The organism is Pseudomonas sp. Arb-4-2C (assembly GCF_055755015.1).
This window is the reverse complement of sequence record NZ_CM146899.1, coordinates 5938721-5950793: the sequence shown is the minus strand read 5'-3', so window position 1 is coordinate 5950793 and position 12073 is coordinate 5938721. Positions and strand designations below refer to the sequence as shown.

The window sequence follows — 12073 nt, the reverse complement described above, 5'->3', positions numbered from 1 at the left end:
CTGAAGAGGGCTTATTTCGAAACGCGCTTGCTCTTATTCCAAAGCTTTTTGAAAAAAATCTGAACTAATCTGACAGCTCACTACTCAGAGTTACTGAATGGCTGGTGAAGCCCTTCGATGCTCCTATGTTGTGTTAAGTGTTGGCAGATATCTGAACCCCGCCCTAGCGGTTCGGAACTTGAACCCCGGAACTTCTCCCTCCCCAAACGAAGTCCGGGGCTTTTTTTTGCCTCAAAACTCGCTGTGGCGACGTCAGACTGCGTTAAAAGCGCAGTTGAAAATGCTCATTCAGGTCCCCCTGAACTCTGCTTTTTAACCGCACTTTTGCCTTGCCTGACAGCACCACAGACAGTTTTGAAATCCCCTTACTCTGCCTCTGGCGGCACTTCCGTGCCTTTGTCTGCCAGTTCCATCCAGCCTGCCAGCACAGTGTAGGCCTCTTCCAGGCCCATGCGTTTTGGCGCCGAGAACAGCTGGATCGTCACCAGATCACCCCAGCCCTTGCGGATTTCCGACTGCACCTTCAGCAGCGTGTTCTTGGCTGCGCCGTAGGTCAGTTTGTCGGCCTTGGTCAGCAGGATGTGCATCGGCATGCCGGCGGCAACGGCCCAGTCGAGCATCAGCAGGTCGAAGTCGGTCATTGGATGACGGATGTCCATCATCAGAATCAAACCCTTCAAACTCTCCCGGCCACCGAGGTAAGCCTCGAGGTGACGCTGCCAGTGTTGCTTGAGCGGGATCGGTACTTTTGCATAACCGTAGCCCGGAAGGTCGACCAGACGCCGTTCATCGTCTAGCTTGAAGAAGTTCAACAGCTGTGTGCGACCCGGGGTTTTCGAGGTGCGCGCCAGGCTGGCGTGAGTCAGGGTGTTCAGTGCGCTGGATTTACCGGCGTTGGAACGACCGGCGAACGCCACTTCGAAGCCTTCGTCGTCAGGGCATTGATCGACTTTGGCGGCACTGAGCATGAACGTGGACTGTTGGCACAGGCCGAGGATGGGATTCTTGAGTTGCATGGGATTTCCGATGTGGGCGGCGCCGGGATTGGGCGCGGAACGCGGTGTCGCTTCCGTTTCAGTGACGCCAGTATATAATGCCGCAGATTTTGTGTGTGCTTTGTCCCAGCGAAGGATGAAGTTCACGAGAGCCAAAGACCTTGATTGCGCATCAGAACGCAGAACGCTCTCAACCCTGAAAAGGTCGTTTTATGACGAAATGGCTGCTGGCTGCCGGAGTCCTGATACCGCTTTACAGCGCACAGGCTACACAGGAACCGGAAGCCGTGTACAACCGTGTTTGTGGTGCCTGTCATTCCGGCCAACTACCCATGGCGCCCGAAAGAGGCGATCAGGAAGCTTGGACGCCGAGGTTGGCGAAAGGTATGGAGACGCTGGTGCAACACGTGACCCAGGGTTTCAAGGCGATGCCGCCGCGTGGTTTGTGCATGGACTGCAGTGCCGAGGATTACCAGGCCATCATCCTTTGGATGAGCGAGAGTAAACCCGGTCCATAACTCTTAACCCTTAGCCGTAGTTGGATTAGCTGATGAACAAATTGATCGTGAGTCTGCTGTTGACCGTGGGAATCTCCGGCATGGCCCATGCTGCAGGTGATGCAGCAGCCGGCCAGGCAAAAGCCGCCGTATGTGGAGCCTGCCATGGCCCGGACGGGAACAGCATGGCACCCAACTTTCCGAAACTGGCAGGCCAGGGTGAACGCTACCTGACCAAGCAACTGCACGACATCAAGTCGGGCAAGCGCACCGTTCTGGAAATGACGGGCCTGCTGACCAACCTGAGCGATCAGGACCTGGCCGACATCGCCGCCTACTTCGCCAGCCAGAAAGGCAGCGTCGGCGCAGCTGATCCGAAAATAGTCGCCCGTGGTGAGGCGCTGTTCCGGGGCGGTAATCTGGCCAAGGGCCTGCCAGCCTGCACCGGCTGCCACTCGCCCAATGGCGCCGGCAACGCTGCCGCCGGCTTCCCGCACCTGGGTGGCCAACACGCTCAATACATCGCCAAGCAACTGACCGATTTCCGCAAGGAAGAAGGCGGCCGCAATAACGACGGCGACACCATGACCATGCAAACGATCGCCAAGCGTCTGAGCGACGAAGACATCGCCGCGGTCTCCAGCTACATCCAGGGCCTGCACTAAGCAGCCTGAATCGAGCGTTGCCGGTGATGGACATCTCCTGCAACGTTAACGCTCGATTAATCCGTCGCAGCAAGTATAAAAAGGGTGGCTTTGGCCGCCCTTTTTTGTGGCCGCTGCCGTTACACTATAGAACTCATGCCCGCCAGGATCTGTCTGAAAACAGGTCGCGCGAGGCGACCAAAATTGTCCAGGAGTAAAGCATGCGTAATCTGATCATCAGCGCCGCTCTCGTCGCTGCCAGCCTGTTCGGCGTGACCGCCCAGGCCGCTGAAGCACCGGCCGCCCCTTACGTCGAGCTGGCCAACCCGGTGCCGGTGGCAGAGCCTGGCAAGATCGAAGTGGTCGAGCTGTTCTGGTATGGCTGCCCACACTGCTACGCATTCGAGCCGGTGATCAATCCATGGGTTGAGAAATTGCCATCCGACGTCAACTTCGTGCGTATTCCTGCGATGTTCGGCGGCCCGTGGGACGCTCACGGCCAGATGTTCCTGACCCTCGAAGCGATGGGTGTCGAGCACAAGGTTCACGCCGCCGTGTTTGAAGCCATCCAGAAGCAGCACAAGCGCCTGACCGACAAGAACGAGATGGCTGACTTCCTCGCCACTCAGGGCGTGGACAAGGACAAGTTCCTCGCCACCTTCGACTCGTTCGCCATCAAGGGTCAGATCGTCAAGGCGCGTGAGCTGGCCAAGAAGTATGAAATCACTGGCGTGCCAACCATGATCGTCAACGGCAAGTACCGCTTCGACATCGGCTCTGCCGGTGGTGCCGAAGAAGCCTTGAAACTGGCTGACCAACTGGTCGCCAAAGAGCGAGCGGCCAACAAGGCAGCTGCCAACTAAGCGCGGTAATCGCCATGCGCCGCTGGGGAACCGAACGCATCGTTGGCCTGCATGATCCGCAGGTCAACGAGCATCACCTGGAGTCCACGGGCCTGCCCGCAGACCATCGTCTGCGCCTGCTCAGCTTCAACATCCAGGTCGGCATCAGCACCGAGCGCTATCGGCATTACCTGACCCGAAGCTGGCAGCACCTGCTGCCGCACACCGGGCGCTCAGGCAACCTGCAGAAGATCGGCGACCTGCTTGGCGACTTCGATCTGGTCGCCCTGCAGGAAGCCGATGGCGGCAGCCTGCGTTCAGGCTACGTCAATCAGGTCGAACATCTGGCCCACCTCGGCGCCTTTCCCTACTGGTATCAACAACTCAATCGCAACCTCGGTCGACTGGCCCAGCACAGCAATGGCGTGCTCAGTCGCCTGAAGCCGTGGGCGATCGAAGATCATCCGCTGCCCGGCCCGAAAGGTCGCGGCGCCATCCTGCTGCGCTTCGGCGAAGGCCCGGAAGCGCTGGTGGTGGTGATGATGCATCTGGCCCTCGGCGCCCGGGTGCGCAGCCTGCAACTGGCTTACATTCGCGACCTGATCAGTGGCTACAAGCACCAGGTATTGATGGGCGACATGAACACCCATGCCAGCGATCTGCTACAACAGTCACCGTTACGCGATCTCGGCCTGTTGGCCCCGCAGCTGGAAGCGACCTTTCCCAGCTGGCGCCCGCAGCGTTGCCTTGATCATATTCTGCTCAGCCCGACCCTGACCCTGGAAAAGGTCGAAGTGCTGGCGCAGCCGATTTCCGATCACCTGCCGGTCGCGGTAGAGATTCGTCTGCCGGGTTCGCTCACGGCCGATGCATTGCCCGCGTTGAGTCCTGCCCCTCGCGGAACCCCTGAATGAGCGACGAAGCCCAGCGCTGGAAAGAGAAATACCTCAAAAGCATCGAACAGCAGGACAAGCTCGAACGGCGCTGGGCCGCAAGGCTCGACTTGCTGCGTCGCGGCCTGGTGCGCAGCACCCTGGCAGCCGAAGGCACCGACAAGGTCGTCGATCAGTGCATGAAAGAGATGCGCGATGTGGTGCGCACGGACGACATGGACGCCGGCCTCGCCGCCCTGTTGCCGCGCTTGGAAAAGGCTGTGCTCGACTCCGAACAGCGGCGCGAGACCCGCATCGATCAGGTCAGCACCGCGCTGACCGCGCTGGTCAGCCAACTGCAAGCCCTGCCATTGCCTCGAGAAGTGGCGCAGCCGCTGAAAAAATTTGCCAAGCAACTCGACAGCCGGGTCGGCCAGGCGCGGGAGATGCCACTGCTGCTGAGCGAGCTCAGTGGTTTGCAGGGCAAGGCGTTGCACCAGCTGGAAACGCCCGCCGAACCAGATCGCCCGGGTTTTCTGCAGCGTTTGTTCGGCAGTCGCGACAATGAAGAGACTCCCGCAACACAAGAAACGCCGCCGGTAGCGGATCAGCCTCAAGCACCTGTGCCAACACCAACCGGCGCTGAACACATGGCGCCCGAAACTGTGCAGACAGCCCCCCTCGAGCCGACTCCGCCCGCACCGAACCTGGCAGCCCCCGTCGCGCAAACGCCGGAGGCCAACCCTCGGCAGGCGCCCGCCGAGCAAGCTCACACCGAACCGCCCATTGTTTCTTTCGTGCCGCCGGTCATTGCTGTCGAGACGGTCACCCAACCCGTTGTCGCCCCCACGCTCTCGGCACCCGAGCCGGAAGCCGAGGCCGAAGCACCAGCCGCCCCGATTGCAGCGCCAATCCCTGCGACTGCGATCAATCCCGACGAGTTGATCCACCCCGCAGACCATCCGATCCCGACACCGCTGCTGCTCGACAGCCTGCCTCTGCCCGAACCTATTGCCCAGGCACTGGCCGCCATCGATCCGGAGCAGTCCGAGCAGGACATCCTCTACGCCCTGCCCGACTCGCCCGAACCGTCGTACAGCTCGGTGGCCAAGCACATCGAAGACACACTGATCGGGTTACTCGACGACCTGACCCTGCCCGAGCGCCATCGCCCGCAGGCAGAGGCAATGCGCGATCGATTGAAAAATGGTCTGAACTGGTACGAACTGCTGCCGATTCTCGACGATCTTGCGACGTTGATGCTGGCAATCACCGACAGCGGCCAGCATGAATTCGAAGTCTATCTGCAACAGCTCAATGAACGCCTCGAAGCATTCCAGAGCAATCTGCAGGCCGCCAGTGAAGGCCACGCCGACAACAGCTCGGCGGCACGGGCGATGGACACGCAGATCCGCGAACAGGTCGACGGCCTGCAGACCAGCGTGCAGGAAGCCGCCGATCTGGATGACCTCAAGCAAGTGCTGGAGAACCATCTCGAAGGCCTGCTCGGCACCATGGACCAGCACCAGAAACAACGCGATGCTCGCGAGCAGGAAGTGGCTGCACGCCTCAAGGGCCTGGCCGAGCGCGTGGCGCACATGGAGCAGGAAGCCCTGGGTTTCCGTGAGCACCTGGAAGAACAACGCCAGAAAGCCTTGATCGACCCGCTCACCGGCCTGCCCAACCGCGCCGCGTGGAGCGAACGGCTCGAACACGAGATCAAGCAGTGGCAGCAACACGGCAACACCTTGAGCCTGGCGATGCTCGACCTCGATCATTTCAAGCGGATCAACGACAACTACGGTCATCTGGCCGGTGACAAGGTGCTGAAGATCATCGCCACGGTGTTGCGCAAACGCCTGCGCGGCTCAGACTTCATTGCCCGCTTTGGCGGTGAGGAGTTTGTCTTGCTGTTGCCGGCCACCCCCCCTGCCGTAGGCGCCAAACTGCTGGAAACCCTGCGCGCAGCAATCGAGGCCTGCCCGTTTCACTTCAAGGGTGAACGGGTGACGATCACCATTTCCATGGGGCTGGCGTCATTCCGGCCGGGAGAACACAGCGATCTGGTGCTCAAAAGAGCCGATCAGGCGCTGTATCGGGCGAAAAATGCCGGGCGCAACCGGGTCGAGCTGGGCTGAGCAATTGTTCCATTTTGTTTAAATCAGCCCGTTGGCCGTCGATAGGCAAGGCAGTACGTTACACTGTTGCATTATTGTCTTGCGTGTACTGCCTTCCGCCATGAAATTTTTTGCCCTCCTCGCGTCGCTGCTCGTCCTGGCCGGTTGTGCCAGCGGCCCGCGTTACGACACCAGCCATCCTTCGGCCAATCACGACAGCCGCGTCCAGTTCGTGATCGTGCACTACACCTCCGCCTCCCTCGCCCGCTCGCTGCAACTGCTGACCCACGGCGAAGTCAGCAGCCACTACCTGATCGGCGACGACGAGAGCGGCACCATCTACCAACTGATGGATGAAAACCTGCGCGCGTGGCACGCCGGAGAGAGCGAATGGCAGGGCCGGACCTGGCTCAACTCCAGCTCGATCGGCATCGAAATCGTCAACCCGGGCTTCAAGGACACGCCGACCGGGCGCCTGTGGTTCCCGTACAGCGAAGCGCAGATTCAATCGCTGATCGTCCTGCTCAAGGACATCAGCAAGCGTCAGGGCATCAGCCCGCGCCACATCATCGGCCACAGTGACATCGCGCCGCTGCGCAAACTCGACCCGGGCCCATTGTTCCCATGGAAACGCCTGGCGGCCGAAGGCCTGGGTGTTTGGCCCAATGAACAAGCGGTGGCGCGTCAGCAGGCGCAGTTCAACGCCGAGCTGCCGAGCATCAGCTGGTTCCAGGCGCAACTGGCGCGCGTCGGTTACGACACCCCGCAAACCGGCGAGCTGGACGTCGCGACCCGCCACGTACTGGCTGCCTTCCAGATGCACTACCGCCCTTCGCGCTTCGACGGCACGCCGGACGCGCAAACGGCCGCGTTGTTGCTGGTACTCAACCAGACAAAATAATGACGCCCGCCCGACGGTCAGGGCGAAAACGCAATCAGCAGCTATAACTCATTGGTAATTCTTCGGATATTCCATGATGGTTGCTACCCGAGAGACGCTGCGTAGCTGGTTTTATCGCCCCTGGTTTTTGGCGATGATCGCGGCTGTCCTCAGTGCTGCGCTGTTGATCGCCGGCGGAACGTTCTTCGCCATGCGCCAGATAGAACAAAACGAAAGCCAGGAGATGAACGCTCAGGGCGAGCGTTTTCTGGCCCGCCTCGAACAATTGTTCGGGCAGTTGCGCGAAAGCCTTGATGACCTTGAAGCGCAGCCGTTGCGCAGTTGCGATGACGAAATGATCGCCACCCTGCAACAGGTCACCTTCAATTATCGCTTCGTCTATGAAGCGGCCTACATGGACGGCACACGAATCTGCTCCAACCGCCCCCGGCAAGAGGGGCTGTCGGTCGTCCGTGCGCCGGACATCAAAGGTCCGACCTACAGCTACTGGCTCAACACCACCACCGAACCCGATGAAAACCGTGCCGCCCTGATGCTCGGCCGCGGCAATTTCCGAGTAGCGACCTCCCGCGGGCATTTGACTGACATGGTCGACCTGCCACCGGACAGCAGCCTGCTGGTCGTACTGGATCACGGCAAGCGGGCGATTCCGGTGCTGGGCATTGCTCAGGCGTGGCCACCCACCGAGGTCTGGCCACCGAAGAGCCGCGAGGCCCTGCAGGTCACTCAATCACGGCTGATCTACCGCATGCCCACCAACAACCCGGAATACCAGTTGGTGCTGATCACCCCGCGCAGTGGCATGCACATTCCGACGGTGTGGTGGTGGATGGTCCCCGGCTGCCTGCTGTTGGGAGCATTTTCCGGGTTCTTCGTGTTTTTGCTGGTGCGTCAGCGCCAGTCGCTGGACGCCGAGCTCCAGGGCGCGATCCGTCGTGGCGAGCTGCAGGTGCTGTATCAACCGATTTTCGATCTCGACAGCCGCAACTGCGTGGGCGCCGAAGCCCTGCTGCGCTGGCGCCGTCCGGACGGCACGCTGACCAGCCCCGATCTGTTCATTCCCATGGCGGAAAACACCGGACAGATCCGCCAGATGACCGACTTCGTCCTGCAGCGGCTGCTGGAGCAACTGGGGCCGGTGCTGCGTGCCAACCCGCAGTTGTACATCTCGGTCAACCTCGCCGCATGCGACGTGATGGTGCCGCGCATCGGTCAGGTCATGGCCAAACTGTTGACCCTGCACCGGGTCGCGGCACGGCAGATTGCCTTCGAAGTCACCGAGCGCGGGTTGATCGACGTGGTGGTGGCACGGGAGAACCTGCAAGCCTTGCGCGACGTCGGCCATCAGGTGCTGATCGACGACTTCGGCACCGGCTATTGCAGCCTCGCCTACCTGCAGACGCTACCGGTGGATTGCCTGAAGATCGACAAGGCCTTTATCGACGCACTCGGCCATGACGCGGCCAGCAGCGGCGTGGCGCCGCACATCATCCACATGGCGCAGGCACTGGATCTGAAAGTGATTGCCGAGGGTATCGAGCACGAAGCGCAAGCCGTGTTTCTCAGCAGTGAAGGCGTGAAATTCGGTCAGGGATGGCTGTTCGCCCAGGCCCTGAGTGCGGTGCAGTTCATCGAGCTGATCACCCGTGGACGGCGCCTTGCCGGCCGTCGACTGGACGACGAAGCCTAGACCGCCAGCGCCATGTAGAACTGCGTGCCCTGCCCCGGCCGCGAATACACGCCCATCCGCCCGCCGTGCAACTGGACGATTTCCTTGCACAGCGCCAACCCGAGCCCGGCGCCGCCCTTCTTGCGCCCGACCTGCACGAACGGCTCGAAGATCCGTCCTTGCTGACCGTAGGCAATGCCTTCGCCGTTGTCCTCGACGCTGATGATCACCCGTTCGCCATGCCGACGCGCCTGCAGGCGAATCTGCCCGTCGCGGGCAGTATGGCGCAGTGCGTTGTCGATCAAATTGTCGAGCACCCGGTCGAGTTGCGTCTGATCGGCCTGCAAGCGCGGCAACGGTCCCTGCACTTCGACGTTCAGGGCAATGCCTTTGCCCGCGGCCGAATCGGCAAAACGCAATTGCGCCTGCGCCAGCAAGTCTTCGATGGAACATGGCGCCAGCGTGAGTTTCTGCAAACCGTTCTGATAGCGCGAGAAGTTGAGCAGGTCGTTGATCAACTGCATCAGGCGCTGCATCTCTTCGTTGACCGTGTCGAGCAGATCCGCCTCGCGGGAATCCGCGGGAAACTTCGCACGTTCGCGAAACAGGCCGAAGGCCATGTGCATGCCGGTGACCGGTGTGCGCAACTCATGAGAGGCCCGCAGCACGAACTCACTGCGCACTCGCTCGAAAGCACGTTGTTCGGTGACGTCGTGCAGCACCATCACCGCGCCGAGGATATGCCCCTGGGTGTGGCTGACCGGGGTCAGGCTGTAAGTCAGCAGGCGCGATTCGCCGTCGACTTCGATGCTCAAATCTTCCGGGGCACGCTCCAGCGTGCCACCGCGCAGCACCAGTTGCAGCTGCGCGTCGAGTTCCGGTCGCTCAAGCGCTGTGCCCAAGCCCTGCCCCAAGCGATCACTGTCCCAGCCCAGTTGGCGCTGGGCAACCGGATTGAGGTGCTCCAGACGCCCATCGCGATCGATCATCAGCAAGCCATCGTCGATGCTGTCGAGCACCGCCTGCAAACGCTGCTGGCCAGCCAGCAGTTCGTCGACGTTGGTCGCCTGATGCTCACGCAGCGCCTCGGCCATCAAGCCGAAGCGCTTGGTCAGCTGGTTCATTTCCATCGCCGAAGAAATCGGCAGGGTCACGTCGAAATTACCCTGGCCGATGTTGTCCGCGGCCTTGGCCAGCGCCTCGATCGGCGCACCAAAGCGCCGGGCAATGGCATGCGCCGTGACAAAACCGATGATCAACACGGCCAACCCGACCAGTCCAAGCAGGCCGGCAACCAACAGCGCACGGTCGCGAGCGGCGTGCTGCACCGAGTTGATGTTGTCGAGCGCATGCTTGTGTTCGGCAATCAGGCCGTTGCGCAGCGTGTTGAAGCGCTCACGCAAATCGCCGGTGCCACTCAACGCAGTGGCCGGGTCACGTACCTGATCGAACGCCTGAAGGAAACGTTGGTAATCGGCCTTGGCCTGACTGAAGCTGTATTGGCGACCATCACCGACTTCCTCCTGGGCAATGCCTTGATCGAGAAGCTGTAAATAATGCTGCTTCGAGGCTTCGAACGCAGCGTTATCGGGCTTTTCGGCAAGCATCATGATCAGTTGATCGCCGAGGGTCTGGCGCAGCTTGAGTCCCAGATCGAGGGTGACGAAGTTGTTGCGGATCAGCGCTTCCTGAGTCCCGGCCATCTGCATGACACTGACCAGCCCGAGCAACAGCCCGAGCAACGCCACCGTGATCAACGCGGAGATGCTCAGGAACAAGCGCGTGCGCAACTTCATCGCCAGTTTCATCGCCGCGCGCTCACAGGTTGTACTGCTTGCGCTTGCGGTAGAGGGTCGAGGCGTCGATGCCGAGGGTCTTGGCCGCTTGATCGAGGGTGCCAGCCGTCGCCAGTACCGCGCCGATGTGGGCTTTTTCCAGTTCATCGAGGCTCAGTGCCGCGCCGACCCGTGGTGCGTTGTTCGCCGGTTGTTCGGCCATGCCCAGGTGACTGATTTCCACGCGTTCCTGCGGGCAGATGATGCTTGCCCGCTCCACCACGTTGCGCAGCTCACGGATGTTGCCCGGCCAGCGATAGCCCAGCAACGCTTCACGTGCCTCGTCGCTGAAGCCCCGAGCCGGACGCGCATATTCTTTGACGAAACGGGCGAGGAAGCGATCGGCCAGGGTCAGGATGTCTTCGGCACGCTCGCGCAGCGGCGGCAGATGCAGGGTGATCACGTTCAGGCGGTACAACAGGTCCTCGCGGAAACGCCCGTCGCGCACCATGTCTTCAAGGTTGAGGTTGGTCGCTGCAAGAATGCGCACATCGGCGCGGCGAGTCACCGGATCCCCTACCCGTTCGTATTCCTTGTCTTGAATGAAACGCAGCAACTTTGGCTGTAATGTCAGGGGAAAATCGCCGATTTCGTCGAGAAACAGCGTGCCACCGTCGGCCTGATTGACGCGACCCAAGGTGCTTTCGCTGGCCCCGGTAAATGCGCCGCGGCTGTGGCCAAACAGCTCGCTTTCCATCAGCTCGGCGGTCAACGACGGGCAGTTGATGGTCACGCAGGATTTTTTCTCGCGCTTGCTCCAGCCATGAATGGCCCGGGCCAACTCGCCCTTACCCGTGCCGGACTCGCCCAGAATAAGAATGTTGGCGTCGGTGCTGGCAACCTGGCGTGCGGTTTCCAGCACGACTTTCATCGCCGGACTGTGAGAATCCAGACCGTCCCTGGGTTTGCGGATCTCGCCTTCGAGGGCTTCGAGACGCGCCGAGAGTTGACGCACTTCCAGTTGCTTGGCGGTGGCCAGACGCAACTGGTCGGGGCTGCACGGCTTGACCAGATAGTCGGCGGCGCCAGCCTGGATCGCGTCCACGGCGGTGTCGACGGCCGAGTGCGCGGTGACGATCACCACGCGCATCCACGGCGCCTGGATACGCATCTGTGCCAGCACGTCGAGACCGTTGTCTTCGCCCAGCCGCAAGTCGAGGAAGCACAGGTCGAAGACCTGGCGTTGCAGCAAAGCGTCGGCCTGCGCCGCGCTGTTGGCAGTGGCCACCGTATAGCCTTCGTCTTCGAGGCAGTAACGGAAGGTACGCAGGATGGCGGACTCATCGTCCACCAGCAGAATGCGGCCTTGATGCTCAGTGGCAGATTCCATTTTTCCTACGCTCCTTATGTGATTGGTCTTGGATTAGTCCCGGAAAAATCGGGCAAGTTGCATGGTCGATTCTGAACGATGTCAGCCATAGCAGGGTAGCTCTCTCCTGCCCTGACAGCCAATCCATTGATTTTGTTGAGTTTCTAAACAATTACCGACCTGCCGATGGTTGCCCGCGTACTTTTCTGACCTCCGAGACGTGCTCTCAATTCAATAAGAATGAAATCTGCTACGAAATAATCGTGCATTACGCACGACCGTAGATGACTCATCGTGCAGGATGCGTCCAAGCAGATTTTTCATTCAGCCATAACACATTGATTTTATTGAATATTTTTCAAATAAAAAACTGGCATGCAGGCTGCAATAAC

At 60.6% G+C, this 12073-nt stretch carries 10 protein-coding genes; 7 read left to right on the top strand and 3 right to left on the bottom strand.

Annotated features, from left to right (window positions below; genetic code table 11):
- Positions 1-365: 365 nt before the first annotated feature.
- A complete protein-coding gene (gene yihA, locus AC0J41_RS27015) occupies positions 366-1016 on the bottom strand; it encodes a ribosome biogenesis GTP-binding protein YihA/YsxC (RefSeq protein WP_025112303.1) in 651 nt (216 codons plus the stop codon).
- A 191-nt stretch (positions 1017-1207) separates the two neighbouring features.
- Between yihA and AC0J41_RS27010 the strand changes: the two genes are divergently transcribed.
- The 7 genes from AC0J41_RS27010 (at position 1208) to AC0J41_RS26980 (ending at position 8558) form a co-directional block, all read left to right on the top strand.
- A complete protein-coding gene (locus AC0J41_RS27010) occupies positions 1208-1513 on the top strand; it encodes a c-type cytochrome (protein ID WP_025112302.1) in 306 nt (101 codons plus the stop codon).
- A gap of 32 nt (positions 1514-1545) precedes the next feature.
- Entirely contained in the window at positions 1546-2157 is a 612-nt protein-coding gene (locus tag AC0J41_RS27005) for a c-type cytochrome (RefSeq protein ID WP_025112301.1), read from the top strand.
- Positions 2158-2357: 200 nt separating this feature from the next.
- Complete coding sequence (dsbA, locus tag AC0J41_RS27000; protein WP_025112300.1) at positions 2358-2999, top strand: thiol:disulfide interchange protein DsbA; 642 nt, start codon at positions 2358-2360, stop codon at positions 2997-2999.
- 14 nt (positions 3000-3013) lie between these two features.
- Entirely contained in the window at positions 3014-3892 is an 879-nt protein-coding gene (locus tag AC0J41_RS26995; RefSeq protein ID WP_025112299.1) for an endonuclease/exonuclease/phosphatase family protein, read from the top strand.
- Positions 3889-5988: a GGDEF domain-containing protein gene (locus AC0J41_RS26990; RefSeq protein WP_473014052.1), complete on the top strand. Its 2100-nt coding sequence runs from the start codon at positions 3889-3891 to the stop codon at positions 5986-5988. The genes AC0J41_RS26995 and AC0J41_RS26990 overlap by 4 nt, the downstream gene beginning before the upstream one ends.
- 100 nt (positions 5989-6088) lie before the next feature.
- Positions 6089-6868 carry an N-acetylmuramoyl-L-alanine amidase gene (locus AC0J41_RS26985; RefSeq protein WP_473014051.1) on the top strand — a complete coding sequence of 260 codons (780 nt, stop codon included), beginning with the start codon at positions 6089-6091 and terminating at the stop codon, positions 6866-6868.
- Positions 6869-6944: 76 nt separating this feature from the next.
- Positions 6945-8558 carry an EAL domain-containing protein gene (locus AC0J41_RS26980; protein WP_025112296.1) on the top strand — a complete coding sequence of 538 codons (1614 nt, stop codon included), beginning with the start codon at positions 6945-6947 and terminating at the stop codon, positions 8556-8558.
- On the opposite strand, the gene AC0J41_RS26975 is transcribed toward AC0J41_RS26980, so the two are convergent.
- A complete protein-coding gene (locus AC0J41_RS26975; protein ID WP_025112295.1) occupies positions 8555-10345 on the bottom strand; it encodes a KinB sensor domain-containing domain in 1791 nt (596 codons plus the stop codon). The two genes, AC0J41_RS26980 and AC0J41_RS26975, sit on opposite strands and share 4 nt — an antisense overlap.
- A gap of 10 nt (positions 10346-10355) precedes the next feature.
- Positions 10356-11702: a sigma-54-dependent response regulator transcription factor AlgB gene (gene algB, locus AC0J41_RS26970; protein WP_096822414.1), complete on the bottom strand. Its 1347-nt coding sequence runs from the start codon at positions 11700-11702 to the stop codon at positions 10356-10358.
- Positions 11703-12073: the final 371 nt, after the last annotated feature.

Coding starts and splice junctions, on each gene's coding strand:
- AC0J41_RS27005 (WP_025112301.1), top strand. CDS start 1,546: ATGAACAAATTGATCGTGAGTCTGCTGTTGACCGTGGGAATCTCCGGC.
- yihA (WP_025112303.1), bottom strand. CDS start 1,016: ATGCAACTCAAGAATCCCATCCTCGGCCTGTGCCAACAGTCCACGTTC.
- algB (WP_096822414.1), bottom strand. CDS start 11,702: ATGGAATCTGCCACTGAGCATCAAGGCCGCATTCTGCTGGTGGACGAT.
- AC0J41_RS26995 (WP_025112299.1), top strand. CDS start 3,014: ATGCGCCGCTGGGGAACCGAACGCATCGTTGGCCTGCATGATCCGCAG.
- AC0J41_RS26980 (WP_025112296.1), top strand. CDS start 6,945: ATGGTTGCTACCCGAGAGACGCTGCGTAGCTGGTTTTATCGCCCCTGG.
- dsbA (WP_025112300.1), top strand. CDS start 2,358: ATGCGTAATCTGATCATCAGCGCCGCTCTCGTCGCTGCCAGCCTGTTC.
- AC0J41_RS26975 (WP_025112295.1), bottom strand. CDS start 10,345: ATGAAACTGGCGATGAAGTTGCGCACGCGCTTGTTCCTGAGCATCTCC.
- AC0J41_RS27010 (WP_025112302.1), top strand. CDS start 1,208: ATGACGAAATGGCTGCTGGCTGCCGGAGTCCTGATACCGCTTTACAGC.
- AC0J41_RS26990 (WP_473014052.1), top strand. CDS start 3,889: ATGAGCGACGAAGCCCAGCGCTGGAAAGAGAAATACCTCAAAAGCATC.
- AC0J41_RS26985 (WP_473014051.1), top strand. CDS start 6,089: ATGAAATTTTTTGCCCTCCTCGCGTCGCTGCTCGTCCTGGCCGGTTGT.